We start from the raw sequence: 15,328 nt of genomic DNA, 5'->3' as shown, positions 1-15,328 counted from the left end.
AAGGGCCGGTCCGGCATCCGGACCGGCCCCCGTCTGGTTCCGCTATGGCTTAGCTGCGCTTGCGGTCATCGAGGTCTTCGAAATCCGCGTCCACGATGTTGTCGTCATCCGACGGGCCGGCCTTGGCCGCTTCGGGATCCTCGGCCTCGGAGGACGAGTCGCCCTCGTCCGCCTGCGCACGGTAGATCGCCTCGCCCAGACGCATGGCCGCTTCGGTCACGTTCTGGATGCCGGCCTTGATCTTCTCGCCCGACACGTCGGTCTTCTCGAGGTCATCCTTGAGCGCGGCGATTGCCAGCTCGATGGCTTCGATGGTCGACGGGTCGACCTTGTCGCCATGCTCCTCGATCGACTTCTCGGTCGAGTGGATGAGGCTCTCGGCCTGGTTGCGGGCCTCGACGAGTTCCTTGCGCTTGTGGTCCGCCTCGGCGTTCTCCTCGGCGTCCTTGACCATGCGCTCGATGTCCTCGTCGGTGAGACCGCCGGACGCCTGGATGGTGATCTTCTGCTCCTTGCCGGTGCCCTTGTCCTTGGCCGACACGGAGACGATGCCGTTGGCGTCGATGTCGAAGGTCACCTCGATCTGCGGCATGCCGCGCGGTGCCGGCGGGATGTTCTCGAGGTTGAACTGGCCGAGCAGCTTGTTGTCGGCAGCCATCTCGCGCTCACCCTGGAAGACGCGGATCGTCACGGCCGACTGGTGGTCCTCGGCGGTGGAGAAGATCTGCGACTTCTTGGTCGGGATCGTGGTGTTGCGGTCGATCAGGCGGGTGAACACGCCACCCAGCGTCTCGATGCCCAGCGACAGCGGGGTCACGTCGAGAAGGACCACGTCCTTCACGTCGCCCTGCAGAACGCCGGCCTGGATGGCGGCGCCCATGGCGACCACTTCATCCGGGTTCACGCCCTTGTGCGGCTCCTTGCCGAAGAACTTGGTCACCTCTTCGATGACCTTCGGCATGCGGGTCTGACCACCGACGAGCACGACCTCGTCGATCTCTTCCTTCGAGATGCCGGCGTCCTTGAGCGCGGCCGCGCAGGGCTTCAGCGAGGCCTTGATCAGGTCGCCGACGAGGCTTTCCAGCTTGGCGCGGGTCAGCTTCATGACCATGTGCAGCGGCTGGCCGTTCGAGCCCATCGAGATGAACGGCTGGTTGATCTCGGTCTGGCTCGAGCTCGACAGCTCGATCTTGGCCTTCTCGGCAGCTTCCTTGAGACGCTGCAGGGCCATCTTGTCCTTGGTCAGGTCGACCGAGTGCTCCTTCCGGAACTCGTCCGCGAGGTAGTTGACGATCCGCATGTCGAAGTCTTCACCGCCGAGGAACGTGTCGCCGTTGGTGGATTTCACTTCGAAGAGACCGTCGTCGATCTCGAGGATGGTCACGTCGAAGGTGCCGCCGCCGAGGTCATAGACGGCGATGGTCTTCGATTCTTTCTTGTCGAGGCCGTAGGCCAGCGCAGCCGCGGTCGGCTCGTTGATGATGCGCAGCACTTCGAGGCCGGCGATCTTGCCGGCGTCCTTGGTGGCCTGACGCTGGGCGTCGTTGAAGTAGGCCGGAACCGTGATGACGGCCTGGGTCACTTCTTCGCCGAGGTAGCTCTCGGCGGTTTCCTTCATCTTCCCGAGGATGAAGGCGGAAATCTGCGACGGGGAGTACTTGTCGCCCTTTGCTTCAACCCAGGCATCGCCATTGCCGCCGTCCACGATCTTGTAGGGGACGATGTTCTGGTCCTTGGTCACTTCCGCATCGGTGGTGCGGCGGCCAATCAGACGCTTCACGGCGAAGATGGTGGCTTCCGGGTTGGTCACGGCCTGCCGCTTGGCGGGCTGGCCGACGAGGCGTTCGTCGTCGGTGAAGGCGACGATCGACGGGGTGGTACGTGCGCCTTCGGCGTTTTCAATCACGCGGGCCTGGCTGCCGTCCATGATGGCGACGCAGGAGTTCGTGGTGCCGAGGTCGATACCGATCACTTTGCCCATGATTCGATCCCTTTTCCAATTCAAGGCGATGACGCGAGGCATACGGACCCGTTACGGCATCCAGCCCCGCTTGTTTCAGAAGCCGTCCGGCGGGGGCCTCGCGGCGTTCGAAGGGTATATAAGGAGGGGGTTTCGGCCCTGCAAGCGGCCTTGGCGGGGCTTTGCCTGCATTTGGCGGGAAATTCTTTGCACGCCGTGACGGAATGCCCGAGAAGAAGGCCATGTCCTCCCCTCTCGAGATTCGCGGATTCCGGCTGTTTCCGGGCCTTCTCGACCGCCCCGCGCAGGAGGCGCTGGTCGAGGTGCTGCGCGGCCTGCTGCGCGTCGCACCGCTCTACCAGCCTGTCACGCCGCGCGGCCAGGCGATGTCGGTCCGGATGAGCGCGGCCGGGCGTTTCGGCTGGGTCACCGACCGCAGGGGCTACCGCTACGAGCCGCGCCACCCGGCAGGGATGGACTGGCCGCCGATCCCGGCCGAGGTGCTGTCGATCTGGGACGCGGTGAGCGATTGCGCCCGCGCACCCGAATGCTGCCTGATCAACTGGTATGGCGAGGGCGCCCGCATGGGGCTGCACCAGGACAAGGACGAGGCGGATTTCTCCTGCCCGGTGGTCTCGGTGTCGCTCGGGGACGACGGGCTCTTCCGGATGGGCAACGCGGCGCGCGGCGGCGGGACCGAGTCGGTCTGGCTGAAGTCGGGCGACGTGGTGGTGATGGGCGGCGAGGCGCGGCTCAAGCATCATGGGGTCGACCGCATCCGCTTCGGCTCGTCGACGCTGCTGCCGCAAGGCGGGCGGATCAATCTCACCCTGCGCGTGGTCACCTGAGCCTCAGGGCAGCAGCGCGCAGCAGCCGCCGTAAGTGCCGCTGATCCGGTCGGTCAGCACCAGCGTGGCCGAAAGCCCGTAGAGCCGGTCCGACATGCCGTCGCTGCACTGCGAGTCGGGGCTCGCGACGAGCACCGCCTGCAGCCCCTCGGCTACTGCGACCGAGGAAAAGGGCGCGTACATGCCGCGCGCCGTGTCGAAGGGGCCCGCGCTCAGGCTCTCCGCCTCCCCCTCGGGCGTCGACCAGGACGCGGCACCGTTCTGCCTCACCTCGTAGCCCCAGAAGGGTTCGGTGCCGAAGCAGTGCAGCCCCGCCACGCCGGGCAGGCTGCCGTTCTCCTCGGGCGCAAGAAAGGCCATCGAGACCCACCCCACCCCCTCCTCCGTGACGATCCGGCCCCAGCCGCCCGCCGCGTCGCGCGCGGTGACCTCGATGTCCCGCGCCGAGGGGGCAAGCGCGCCGAGAATCTCGGCCCCGGCATCTGGCGCGGCACGCACGTTCAGCACGTCATCCGCCGCGACCCCGGTCACGGCATGGAGCGCGGGCAGGTCCTGCGCCGCTGCGCCACCGGCGGGCAGAAGGGCGATCAGGGCAAGGGCGTGTCGCATCAGGCTCTCCTCCGGGCGTCTCCTCCGCATCATGGGCGAGACGGGTGCCCCCGGTCCAGCCCGGGCAGCCACGCGCCTCCGGATCAGCGCCGCGCCGACCAGGAGGCCGAGGCGTGCTTGCGGGTGTAGAACTCGCCCATCAGCCCGATCATCAGCAGCACGATCGAGACCCAGAGCGCGTATTCCCAGCTCGAATTGCGCGGGAAGTAGTTGGCGAAGGCGTAGCCCCGGCTCTGGTCGATGGTGTGGAAGAGCGGGTTCCAGTCGAAGATCGCCAGCATCCCCGGGGTCAGCGAGTTGGCCACGAACATCTTGCCCGAGGCGATCATGTTGGCGCGCTGGTAGATCGTCGTGAGGATCGACACCGGCGTCGGGAACCATGGCTTGGCGGCGAGGAAGACCATGCCGATCGCCGCCCCCGAGAACCACGACAGCATCAGCATCGCCAGCGCGCCGATGGGATCGTGGATCTCGGACATGACGAAGGGATTGAAGGCCACGTCGTAGACGAAGAGGATCGCGAAGAGCGACAGCACCTGCACGTAGAGCGTCGAGAGCATGGCCGAGGCGATGGCGATCGCGGTGTTCATCGGCGCGTGCTGCATCATCGGGCTCGCCGGGCCCTCTGAGCCCGCGACCGCCCCCAGCGTCTTCGAATGGGTCATGTAGAGGAAGACCCCGGTCATGATGTAGATCATGAAGTCGCCGCGGATCGCCGTGCCCCGCATCCCGAGGACGTGGAACATGAAGTAGAAGGCCAGCACGAAGATGATGGTCTGCAGCATGTTCATGAAGATCGCCATGAACGCGTTGCCGTGGCTCTTGCGGACCGCACGTACCGAATTGTGGTAGATCAACTCGCAGATGTAGAGGAAGGAACCCAGCCGAGAGCGCGGCTTCGTGGTCTGAAACATGGCAACACTGCTCCGGTACTGGCGGAAACGGACGGGTCTGCTTGCCCATCTTGACGCAGCGCAGCATAAGAGTCGCAGGCCTTCAAATCAATAAATCCGCGTCGCGGATGGGAGTAATGCTTTGAATTATGAAAATCTTGTTGCCGTGATCCGACGCCTCGCCCTCGAAGCCGGGGACAGGATCATGGAAATTTACAACTCCGATGATTTCGAAGTGAAGTCCAAGTCCGACGCAAGCCCCGTGACCGAGGCCGACGAAGCCGCCGATGCGCTGATCTCCGCCGGCCTGCGCGAGGCCTTCCCCGACATTCCGCTGGTGACCGAGGAGCAGGCCGACAGCCACGATCTCGACGCGATGACCTTCCTCATCGTCGACCCGCTCGACGGCACCAAGGAGTTCGTCAACCGCCGCGGCGATTTCACCGTGAACATCGCGCTGGTCGAGGACGGCGTGCCGACCATCGGCGTGGTCTATGCCCCGGCGCAGGACCGCATGTTCTACACCGACAGCGTCGGCAACTCGGTCGAGGAGATGGGCCCCTTCGACAAGCAGGCCCCCGGCGAGATCAAGCCGATCCGCGTCTCGGCGCCGGACAATTCCGCGCTGATGGTGGTCGCCTCCAAGTCGCACCGCGACCAGGCCACCGACGACTACATCGGCAAGTACGACGTCGCCGACATGAAGAGTGCCGGTTCCTCGCTGAAGTTCTGCCTCGTGGCCACCGGCGAGGCGGACCTCTACCCGCGCCTCGGCCGCACGATGGAATGGGACACCGCCGCCGGTCAGGCCGTGCTGCAGGGCGCGGGCGGGCGCGTCGTGCGCTTCGACAACCACGCGCCGCTCTCCTACGGCAAGGCCGGGTTCGCCAACCCGTTCTTCATCGCCTATTCGCCCGACGTCGCGCTGAAAGAGGCGTGACCCGGGAATGACCGCCCAGCCGGTCAGCGTGGTGATCGTCAGCCGCGGACGCCCCGCGGAGCTCGATCTCTGCCTGACCGGCGTGGCGCAACTCGACCATCCCGCCTTCGAGGTAGTGGTGGTCGCCTGCCCCGCGGGGGCCGCCGCCGTCGAGGCGCGGCCCGACCGGGCCAGCATCAAGTTGCTCAGCTTCGACGAGGCCAACATCTCGGCCGCGCGCAACCTCGGCATCGCGCAGGCGGCGGGAGAGATCGTCGCCTTCATCGACGACGACGCGGTGCCCGAGCCGCTCTGGCTCCACCACCTCTGCGCCCCCTTCGCCGACCCGGGCATCGCCGCCACCGGCGGCTTCGTTCGCGGGCGCAACGGCATATCCTTCCAATGGCGCGCGCGCGCGGTCACCGGCGACCTGCGCGAGCGCGAACTGGCGCTCGGCGCGCCCGGCCCGCACGTCCCGGACCTGCCGCCGGGCGAGACGGTGAAGCTGCAGGGCACCAACATGGCGCACCGGCGCGACCTGCTGGCCGCCATGGGCGGGTTCGACCCGGCCTTCCGCTTCTACCTCGACGAGACCGACCTCGACCTGCGCCACGCGGCGGCCGGGCACCGCATCGCCATCAACCCGCTCGCCGAGGTCCACCACGGCTACGCGCCGAGCCTGCTGCGCAGCGCCGACCGCGTCCCGCGCGACCTGACCGAGATCGGCGCCTCGATCCGCTGCTTCCTCGACCGGCATTGCCCCGACGCCGAGCGCGACCGCGCCTGGCAGCGGCTGCGCGCGGAACAGCGGGCGCGGCTGCTCCGCCTCATGCAGCGCGGCCCGCTCGGCGCGGACGATGTGTCGCGGCTGCTCCGGGGGCTCGACGCCGGATGGCGGCAGGCGGAAAAACGCAGCCCAGACAATGAGCAACAGCCGATCGGCGCCGCAATCACGCCATTCCTTGCCTACCCCGGGCGCCCGGGCGCCGAGCGCGTCGTTCTGTCAGCAAGCCTCGGACAACGGGACGCCGCCCGGAAGAAGGCAAAACGGTGCGCGGCCGCCGGGAATATCGTCACAATCTACAGCTTCTCGCGGACCGCCTTCTACCATCGGGTCAGGTTCCATCCCGGCGGGTTCTGGGAGCAGACGGGCGGCCTGTTCGGACGCAGCGACCGGAGCAGCAAGTTGCTGAAATTCTGGCGTTTCACCGCGAGATTGAGCGAAGAAGCATCGCGCAACGCGGGCGTGCGCGGGCGGACGGGCGCTTAGCCCTTCCCTCCCCCGTAGATTTACTTTTACGCTGTCGCAGCAATATGATTGTTATGAATTGATTCACGTCTAAGCCTTCAGGCCTAGCACCAATCCCAGGAGCACCTTTCATGGCCCGCAAAGTTACAAAAGCAATTTTCCCGGTCGCCGGTCTCGGCACACGCTTTCTCCCCGCCACGAAGTCGGTTCCCAAGGAAATCATGACCCTGGTCGACCGTCCGCTCGTCCAGTACGCCATCGACGAGGCACGCGCCGCCGGGATCAAGGAATTCATCTTCGTCACCTCGCGCGGCAAGGGTGCGCTCGAGGACTATTTCGACCATGCGCCGCAGCTCGAGCGCGAGCTGGAATCGAAGGGCAAGGACAAGCTCCTGAAGATCCTTCAGGACACCAACATGGACTCGGGCGAGATCGCCTACATCCGCCAGCACAAGGCTCTCGGCCTCGGTCACGCGATCTGGTGCGCGCGTCGGCTGATCGGCAACGAGCCCTTTGCGGTGATGCTGCCCGATGACGTGATCGCCGCCGACAAGCCCTGCCTCCAGCAGATGGTCGAGGCCTACGAGGAAGTGGGCGGCAACATGGTCGCCGCGATGGAAGTGCCCGCCGCGCAAGCCTCGTCCTACGGTATCCTCGACGTGCAGGAAGACATGGGCTCGCTGGTCTCGGTCAAGGGCATGGTCGAGAAGCCCGCGCCTGGCACCGCGCCGTCGAACCTCGCGGTGATCGGCCGCTACATCCTGTCGCCGCAGGTGCTGCAGAACCTCGAGGACAAGCAGGTCGGCGCCGGCGGCGAGATCCAGCTGACCGACGCGATCGCCAAGCAGATCGGCACCGACGAGGGGGTCTACGGCTTCCGCTTCAACGGCCAGCGCTTCGACTGCGGCTCCAAGGCGGGCTTCCTGCAGGCGACCGTGGCCTTCGGCCTCAGCCGCGACGAGCTGCGCGACGATCTCGAAGGCTACCTGCACGAGGTGATGTCCTCGCGCAAGGCGGCCCAGTAAGGACGCGCCAGAGCCCGCTGTATGACACATGTACTGGTAACCGGCGGAGCGGGCTACATCGGCTCGCACGCCTGCAAGGCCCTCAAGGCGGCGGGCTACACGCCCGTCACCTATGACAACCTGGTCACCGGCTGGCAGCAGGCGGTGAAATTCGGTCCCTTCGAGAAGGGCAGCCTGTCGGACCGCGCGCGGCTCGACGAGGTCTTCGCCAGGTACCAGCCGGTCGCGGTGATGCATTTCGCCGCGCTCAGCCAGGTCGGCGAGGCCATGACCCAGCCCGGGCTCTACTGGCGCAACAATGTCGAGGGCTCGCTGACGCTGATCGAGGCCGCCTGCGCCGCGGGCTGCCGGAATTTCGTCTTTTCCTCGACCTGCGCCACCTACGGCGAGCATGACAACGTCGTGCTCGACGAGGAGACGCCGCAGATCCCGCTCAACGCCTATGGCGCCTCGAAACGGGCGGTCGAGAACATCCTGCGCGACTTCGCCGCCTCGGACGGGCTGAACCACGTGATCTTCCGCTACTTCAACGTGGCAGGCGCCGACCCCGAGGGCGAGGTGGGCGAGCATCACCGCCCCGAGACGCACCTCATCCCGGTCATGCTGGAAGCAATCGACGGCAAGCGCCCGGCGCTGACCATCCACGGCACCGACTACGACACTCCGGACGGCACCTGCATCCGCGACTACGTGCACGTCATGGACCTCGTGGACGCGCATGTGCTGGGGCTGAAATGGCTCGAGGCGGGCAAGCCCTCGTCGGTGTTCAATCTCGGCACCGGCAAGGGCTTCTCGGTCCGCGAGGTGATCGACGCCTCGCGCACAGTGACCAACCGCGAGGTGCCGCATTCCGAGGGTCCGCGCCGGGCGGGCGACGCGACGAAGCTGGTCTCGGGCTCGACCCGGGCGCTGGCCGAGCTCGGCTGGGAGCCCGCGCGCTCGACCATGCCGCAGATGATCGCCGATGCCTGGAACTGGCATCTGAATGGGCACTACGATCACTGAGCCCCGACAGCCCCCCGCCCGCCTGCTCGACCTGACCCGGCTGGTCAGCCGCGCGGGCCGGGTGATGACCGGGGTCGACCGGGTGGAATACGCCTATCTGGACCGGCTCCTGCAGGGGCCGGTTCCGCTTTTCGGGCTGGTGCAGACCTCCCTGGGCTACCTGCTGCTGGACCGCGCCGGTTGCGCGGCGCTGCGCGCCCGGCTCGACGCGGACGACTGGCCCGAGCCCGACCTGCTGGCCCGCCTCGCCCGAAGGAAGGACACCGCCCGCGCCGGGGCCGAGACCGCGCTGCGCGGCGTTGCCCTTGCCCGCACCCCCGCCGCCCTGCTTGGCCGGACCTTGCGCCGGCACCTCCCGCCGGGCACGACCTATCTCAACACCGGCCATTCCAACTTCTCGCAAGGGGTGATCGACGCCCTGCGCGGGGTCGAGGGGAGGCGCATCGCGGTGCTGGTGCACGACACCATCCCGCTCGACTGGCCGCAGTACCAGCGCGAGGGCAGCGCCCAGCGCTTCGCCGCCTTCCTGAAGCGCGTGGGCGAGAACGCCGACCTGGTGATCTGCAATTCCGAGGTGACCCGGACCGACATCGCCCGGCACCTCGGCCCGGTGCCCCTGCCCGAGGCCGTCGTGGCCCATCTCGGCGTCACGCCGCCCGATCCCGGCACCCCGCCCGAGGGGCCGTGGACCGGGCAGCCTTACTTCGTCGTGCTGGGCACGATCGAGCCGCGCAAGAACCACGCGCTGCTGCTCGACATCTGGCGCGAGCTTGCCCCGCCCGCGCAGCTGCTGATCTGCGGCGCGCGCGGCTGGAACAATGCCGGGGTCTTCGCCGCACTGGACGCGGGTATCCCAAGGGTCCACGAAATGCCCGGCCTGGGCGATGCCGAGATCGCCGGCCTGCTCCGGCAGAGCGCCGGACTGCTTTTCCCAAGCTTTGCCGAGGGCTACGGGCTTCCCCCCGTCGAGGCGGCGGGGCTCGGCGTGCCCGTGCTCGCCGCGCCACTTCCGGTCCTGCGTGAAGTGCTTGGCGACATACCCATTTACGCAGACGAATCGGACCGGTATCTTTGGGCCTCAAGAATAAGGCAAATGGCCAAGGGGTATCGGGCGCAACCGGACGAGGCGGCAGGCACGCAGGCAGGGTATTTCCCGCCGACGTGGGATGCCCATTTCAAAGCCGTGTTAACCCTGATCTGATATCCGGCCTCCGGGCCGGCTCCGGGGTTCTGCCCCGAACGAGGGAAGTTGCGTGGGTGCATGGCAGTCATACAGGCTTCGGCTGCAGCGCAAGCGGTGGCTGATCCGGGCGTTCCGCAAGCGGCGGGAGCTGCGCTGCGTCGCCGACCGCACCGACCGCATCCGCCCCTCGGACCTGATCGTCTTCTGCACCGCCCGGAACGAGGGCGTGCGCCTGCCGTGGTTCCTCAAGTACTACCGCGACATGGGCGTGAACCATTTCGTCATGGTCGACAACGACAGCACTGACGGCTCGCTCGACTATCTCGCCCGGCAGGATGACGTCTCGGTCTGGCACACGCGCGGCAGCTACAAGCGGTCGCGCTTCGGCATGGACTGGATCAACTGGCTGCTGCGCAAGTACGGCGACGGGCACTGGGTGCTGGTGGTCGATCCCGACGAGCTCTTCCTCTACCCGTTCTGCGACACCCGGCCGCTGCGCGCGCTGACCGACTGGCTCGACGCCTCGTCGATCAAGAGCTTCTCGGCCATGCTGCTCGACATGTACCCCAAGGGCCGGCTCGACGCGCAGCCCTACACCGCCGGGCAGGACCCGTTGGAGATCGCATCGTGGTTCGACGCCGGGAACTACTCGGTCACGCGCAACAGCCGTTTCGGCAACCTCTGGATCCAGGGCGGGCCGCGCGCACGGATGTTCTTCGCCGACCAGCCCGAGCGCGCGCCCGCGCTGAACAAGGTGCCGCTGGTGAAATGGGACCGGCGCTACGCCTATGTCAGCTCGACCCACATGCTGCTGCCGCGCGGGCTGAACCTCGTCTACGACGAATGGGGCGGCGAGAAGGCCTCTGGCCTCCTGCTGCACACCAAGTTCCTCGACACGTTCAACGCCAAGGCCGAGGAGGAACTGAGCCGCAAGCAGCACTACGCCGGCTCGACCGAGTACATCGCCTATGCGAGCGGCATCCGCGACAACCCCGATCTCTGGTGCAAGTGGTCCGAGAAATACATCAACTGGCGCCAACTCGAGATCCTCGGGCTCATGTCCAAGGGGAACTGGGCGTGAGCGTCGGGATCATCATGCTGGTGCATACCGCCTTCGACCGCGCCGAGCAGGTGGCGCGGCACTGGGCGAAGGCGGGCTGCCCGGTGGTGATCCATGTCGACGAGAAGGTGCCGCAGAAGACCTTCGCCGCCTTTACCGCGGCGCTGTCGGACCTGCCGCAGGTGCTCTTCTCGCGCCGCCATCGCTGCGACTGGGGCACCTGGGGGCTGGTGGCCGCCAGCCAGGACGCCGCCGAGCTGATGCTCGAGCGCTTCATCGACGTGCGCCACGTCTACCTGACCTCGGGCTCCTGCCTGCCGCTGCGCCCGGTCGAGGAGCTGGTCGACTACCTCGGCGCGCGGCCCGGGACCGATTTCATCGAGAGCGCCACCACCGCCGACGTGCCCTGGACGGTGGGCGGGCTCGACCACGAGCGCTTCACGCTGTTCTTCCCCTTCTCCTGGCGCCGGAACCGCTATCTCTTCGACCGCTTCGTCGAGCTTCAGCGCAAGCTGCGCGTCAGCCGCCGCATCCCCAGGGGCGTGGTGCCGCACATGGGCAGCCAGTGGTGGTGCCTGACCCGGCACACGCTCTCGGCAATCCTCACCTCGCCGCAGCGCGCCCGTCATGACCGCTACTTCAGGCGCGTCTGGATCCCCGACGAGAGCTACTTCCAGTCGCTCGCCCGGCTCCATTCGCGCAATATCGAGAGCCGGTCGCTGACGCTGTCGAAGTTCGATTTCCAGGGCAAGCCGCACATCTTCTACGACGATCACCTGCAGCTCCTGCGCCGCTCGGACTGTTTCGTCGCCCGCAAGATCTGGCCCCATGCCGACCGGCTCTACCAGGCCTTCCTGAGCCCCTCCGACAGCGCCGCGAACCGGCAGGAGCCGAGCCCCGGCAAGATCGACCGCGTCTTTGCCAGGGCGGTGGACCGCCGCACGCGCGGCCGCGCCGGGCTCTACATGCAGTCGCGCTTTCCCAACCGCGGCTGGGAGAACGGCGTGACCGCGACGCGCTACTCGGTCTTCCAGGGGTTTTCCGAACTCTTCGAGGAGTTCGAGCCCTGGCTCTCGCGCGCGACCGGGGCGCAGGTCCACGGCCATCTCTTTGCGCCCGCGCGGGCCGAGTTCGCCGAGGGCCAGCGGGTGCTGAACGGCGCGCTTCCCGACACGGCCGAGCTGCGCGACTGGAATCACAGGGCGTTCCTGACGAACCTCATCTGGAACACCCGAGGCACGCGGCAATGCTTCCAGTTCGGGCCGGGCGACTCGCCCCATGTCATGTGGGACCTCGCGCGCGACCCCAATGCGCAGATCAGCGTCATCTCGGGGGCCTGGGCGGTGCCGCTCTTCCGCTCGGGCGGCGACTTCGCCATGCTCCGCGCCGAGGCCGCCATCCTGCAGAAGGCCGAGCACCAGCTGCTAGACCAGCTGCGCTCGCCCGAGGCCAAGGCCCGCATCCGCATCTGGACCATGGCCGAGTTCATCGAGGCGCCGATGGAGCCGCTGCAGCTGGTCGTCGACGAGATCGGCCAGAAGGACCCCCGCCGCTTTGCCGAGGCGCCGGTCATGCAGGACCTCACCGGCTTCGGGCGCTTCCTGCAGAACCTCAAGAACCAGGGGATGCATCCCTATCTCATGGGCGATTTCCCGGTCGAACCCGCGCCCCGTCCCAGCAGCTCGCCCGCGCGCAAGCCCTACCTTGTGAAGAACTGAGTTTTCATGTCCGACCGTTTCGACAGTTTCGTCGTCTTTGCCGAGATGCGCACCGGCTCGAACTTCCTCGAGGCCAACCTCAACGCGCTCGACGGCGTCACCTGCCATGGCGAGGCGTTCAACCCGCACTTCATCGGCTATCCGAACTCGGCGGAGATCCTCGGCGTGAGCCTGGCCGAACGTGACGCCGATCCGCTGCACCTGCTGCAGGTGATCCGGACGCAGACCCCGGGCGGCATGGGCGGCTTCCGCTTCTTCCACGACCACGACCCGCGGGTGCTGCAAGCGCTTCTGGACGAAGAGCGCATCGCCAAGATCGTGCTGACCCGCAACCCGGTCGAAAGTTACGTCAGCTGGAAGATCGCCCAGGCCACAGGCCAGTGGAAGCTGACCAACGTCAGCAAGCGCAAGGACGCCCTCGCCGAGTTCGACGCCGGGGAATTCGAGGCGCATCTCGCGCGCCTGCAGGAGTTCCAGGTCCATCTCATGACCGCGCTGCAGGTGGGCGGGCAGACCGCCTTCTACGTCGCCTACGAGGACCTGCAGGACGTGGGCGTGATGAACGGGCTGGCGAAATGGCTCGGCGTCCGCTCCCGGCTCGAGGCGCTCGACGGCAAGCTCAAGCGGCAGAACCCCGAGCCCGTCGCGGAGAAGGTCGCCAATGCCGAGGAGATGGAGCGCGCGCTGACCCGGCTCGACAGGTTCAACCTCTCGCGTACACCCAATTTCGAGCCGCGCCGCGGGCCGGTGGTGCCCTCCTACGTCGCCGCGGCGGAGACGCGGCTGCTCTACATGCCGATCCAGTCCGGCCCGACCGGCACGGTGCGACGCTGGCTCTCTGCACTCGACGGCGTGCCGGACGAGACGCTTGCCGGCGAGTTCAGCCAGAAGGAGCTGCGCCAGTGGAAGCGCGCCCGTCCCGGGCACCGCAGCTTCACCGTCATCCGCCACCCGCTGGCCCGCGCGCACGAGGTTTTCTGCAGGCGCATCCTCTCAGTCGAGCCCGGCAGCTTCCGGGGCATCCGCAAGACGCTGGTGCGCAGCCATGGCCTGCCGCTGCCCGAGGGGGCGCCCGGCCCCGGCTACAGTCTTGCCCAGCACCGCGACGCCTTTGCCGCCTTCCTGATCTTCCTCAAGGCGAACCTGTCCGGCCAGACGGCGGTGCGGGTGGACGGGCACTGGGCGTCGCAGGCGCAGTGCCTGCAGGGCATGGCCGAGCTCACCCTGCCCGACATGATCGTGCGCGAGGAGGAGATGGCGGTCTACCTGCCGGCGCTTGCCATGCAGGTGGGCCATGCCGCGCCGCCCGAGCCGGAGCTGCCCGAGAGCACCGGGCCCCATGCGCTCGCGGACATCTACGACGCGACGCTTGAGGAGCTTGCCCGCGAGGCCTACCAGCGCGACTACCTGATGTTCGGCTTCGGCGACTGGCGCTGACCGAGCCGGCCGAACACGCGCCCTCCTGGTCCCAACGAAAAAGGAGCGGACCCTGCGGCCCGCTCCTTCCGGAAAGTCCTGACTGGTCGGCTCAGGCCGCCTGCGACGAGCGGTCCTCGGTCAGCACGGCGTAGAGCGTCGACGGATCGGGGTTGGCCCGCAGCTTGGTGCAGAGCGCCGCGTCGCGCAGCGAGCGGGACACCAGTGCCAGCGCCTTGAGGTGCTCGACCCCCGCGTCCTCCGGGGCGAAGAGGGCAAAGATGATATCCACCGGTTGCCGGTCCACCGCCTCGAACTCGACGGGTTTCTCCAACAGGATGAACACGCCGTGTACCTGGTCGATGCCGGGGATTCGCGCGTGCGGAAGCGCCACGCCATGGCCCACGCCCGTGGGACCGAGGCTTTCGCGTTCCATCAGAGCCTCCACCGCCGAGGCGGCGTGAATGCCATAGGCGGATTCGGCAAGCTCGGCGATGTCATGCATCAGCCGCTTCTTGCTGCTAGCCGCACCGATGACCTTCACGGCCTGCGGTTTCAGGAGTTCAAGAAAGGTCATTGACCGCCCTTTACTGTCTGCTCGAAGGCGCCGATCCACCGGCTGCTCTGCTCCTTACGGATCGATCCAGCCGATATTGCCGTCTTCACGCCGATAAACGACGTTCACGCCATCCTTCTTCTCATTGCGAAAGACCAGCACGGGGGCTCCGGCCAGTTCCATCTGCATAACGGCTTCGCCCACGGTCAGAGACGGGATTTTCGTCTCCATCTCCGCCACGATGATGGGCTGCAGCGTTTCGGGCTCATTGTCGTCGTGCGAGTCCTCTTCGCGCGCGAGGATATACGAGGCCGCGTTGTGGAGTTCAACGGGCTCCACGCGATCCTTGTGATGATCCTTCAGCCGGCGCTTGTAACGACGCAGTTGCTTGTCGATCTTCTCCGCGCAGCCATCGAAGGCGGAATAGATCTCGGTGGCCTTGTCCTTCGCCGAGGTGGTCAGGCCTGTCGAGAGGTGGACGGTTACCTCGCAGACGTATTCATGCGCACTCTTGGAAAAGGTGATACTCGCATCGGTCGGACGCCCGGAGTACTTGCCGAAAACCCCGCCAAGTTCCTGCTTGGCATGGGTTTGGAGCGCGTCGCCGATATCGATCTGCTTACCCGTGATCTGATAGCGCATCTTTGTTCCTTCTCTCTTTGGATCCGTATCGCATCCAGCCCGAGGGCTGCCTCAGATGTGGTGCGGATCAGGGGTGACGCAAGCCCGCTGCAGAAAGGTTCCGGGGGTCCCTCTCCTCAGGGGACGCGAGTTCCGGAGATGCAGAATAACGGAGCGTCATACCTTCATTTGAGGTCAGCATCCCCCGACTTGTCAATGATCTGTCGCAGGGCCGTGACGGCAGAATAGGCGGAATCTCTCGGAGA

At 66.9% G+C, this 15,328-nt stretch carries 14 protein-coding genes; 9 read left to right on the top strand and 5 right to left on the bottom strand.

The features are described 5' to 3' along the window. Positions 1 to 49 precede the first annotated feature (49 nt). Positions 50 to 1,981 (bottom strand): molecular chaperone DnaK, encoded by a 1,932-nt coding sequence (gene dnaK / locus PVT71_RS07590; RefSeq protein WP_353471191.1) that lies wholly within the window; start codon positions 1,979 to 1,981, stop codon positions 50 to 52. Positions 1,982 to 2,202: 221 nt separating this feature from the next. Between dnaK and PVT71_RS07585 the strand changes: the two genes are divergently transcribed. Further along, entirely contained in the window at positions 2,203 to 2,808 is a 606-nt protein-coding gene (locus PVT71_RS07585) for an alpha-ketoglutarate-dependent dioxygenase AlkB (RefSeq protein WP_353471190.1), read from the top strand. Positions 2,809 to 2,811: 3 nt separating this feature from the next. Here the strand turns inward: PVT71_RS07585 and PVT71_RS07580 are convergent, their stop codons facing one another. Together PVT71_RS07580 and PVT71_RS07575 are read right to left on the bottom strand one after the other, a co-directional pair. Beyond that, complete coding sequence (locus PVT71_RS07580; RefSeq protein WP_353471189.1) at positions 2,812 to 3,417, bottom strand: SH3 domain-containing protein; 606 nt, start codon at positions 3,415 to 3,417, stop codon at positions 2,812 to 2,814. Positions 3,418 to 3,500: 83 nt separating this feature from the next. Beyond that, entirely contained in the window at positions 3,501 to 4,331 is an 831-nt protein-coding gene (locus tag PVT71_RS07575) for an ABC transporter permease (RefSeq protein ID WP_353471188.1), read from the bottom strand. Between the two features lie 121 nt (positions 4,332 to 4,452). Here PVT71_RS07575 and cysQ point away from each other — a divergent pair, with 121 nt between their 5' ends. The 8 genes from cysQ (at position 4,453) to PVT71_RS07535 (ending at position 13,906) form a co-directional block, all read left to right on the top strand. Beyond that, a complete protein-coding gene (gene cysQ / locus PVT71_RS07570; protein ID WP_353471187.1) occupies positions 4,453 to 5,250 on the top strand; it encodes a 3'(2'),5'-bisphosphate nucleotidase CysQ in 798 nt (265 codons plus the stop codon). Positions 5,251 to 5,257: 7 nt separating this feature from the next. Further along, a complete protein-coding gene (locus PVT71_RS07565) occupies positions 5,258 to 6,499 on the top strand; it encodes a glycosyltransferase family 2 protein (protein ID WP_353471186.1) in 1,242 nt (413 codons plus the stop codon). A gap of 110 nt (positions 6,500 to 6,609) precedes the next feature. Further along, positions 6,610 to 7,503: a UTP--glucose-1-phosphate uridylyltransferase GalU gene (gene galU / locus PVT71_RS07560; RefSeq protein ID WP_353471185.1), complete on the top strand. Its 894-nt coding sequence runs from the start codon at positions 6,610 to 6,612 to the stop codon at positions 7,501 to 7,503. A gap of 21 nt (positions 7,504 to 7,524) precedes the next feature. Further along, complete coding sequence (galE, locus tag PVT71_RS07555; RefSeq protein ID WP_353471184.1) at positions 7,525 to 8,508, top strand: UDP-glucose 4-epimerase GalE; 984 nt, start codon at positions 7,525 to 7,527, stop codon at positions 8,506 to 8,508. Continuing rightward, complete coding sequence (locus PVT71_RS07550) at positions 8,489 to 9,709, top strand: glycosyltransferase family 1 protein (protein ID WP_353471183.1); 1,221 nt, start codon at positions 8,489 to 8,491, stop codon at positions 9,707 to 9,709. The genes galE and PVT71_RS07550 overlap by 20 nt, the downstream gene beginning before the upstream one ends. Before the next feature lie 52 nt (positions 9,710 to 9,761). Further along, positions 9,762 to 10,772, top strand: a complete 1,011-nt coding sequence (locus tag PVT71_RS07545; protein ID WP_353471182.1) for a glycosyltransferase family 2 protein — start codon at positions 9,762 to 9,764, stop codon at positions 10,770 to 10,772. Next, entirely contained in the window at positions 10,769 to 12,469 is a 1,701-nt protein-coding gene (locus PVT71_RS07540; RefSeq protein ID WP_353471181.1) for a beta-1,6-N-acetylglucosaminyltransferase, read from the top strand. The genes PVT71_RS07545 and PVT71_RS07540 overlap by 4 nt, the downstream gene beginning before the upstream one ends. Positions 12,470 to 12,475: 6 nt before the next feature. Continuing rightward, a complete protein-coding gene (locus tag PVT71_RS07535; RefSeq protein WP_353471180.1) occupies positions 12,476 to 13,906 on the top strand; it encodes a nodulation protein NodH in 1,431 nt (476 codons plus the stop codon). A 91-nt stretch (positions 13,907 to 13,997) separates the two neighbouring features. Here PVT71_RS07535 and PVT71_RS07530 read toward each other — a convergent pair whose 3' ends face one another. Continuing rightward, a complete protein-coding gene (locus PVT71_RS07530) occupies positions 13,998 to 14,462 on the bottom strand; it encodes a PTS sugar transporter subunit IIA (RefSeq protein WP_353471179.1) in 465 nt (154 codons plus the stop codon). Positions 14,463 to 14,516: 54 nt separating this feature from the next. Further along, entirely contained in the window at positions 14,517 to 15,083 is a 567-nt protein-coding gene (gene raiA, locus PVT71_RS07525) for a ribosome-associated translation inhibitor RaiA (protein ID WP_353471178.1), read from the bottom strand. Positions 15,084 to 15,328 lie beyond the last annotated feature (245 nt).

The sequence above is a fragment of the Salipiger sp. H15 genome, from assembly GCF_040409955.1.
Lineage (GTDB): Bacteria > Pseudomonadota > Alphaproteobacteria > Rhodobacterales > Rhodobacteraceae > Salipiger.
The sequence above is the reverse complement of the archived record's forward strand: the minus strand, read 5'-3'. Positions and strand labels throughout refer to the sequence as shown.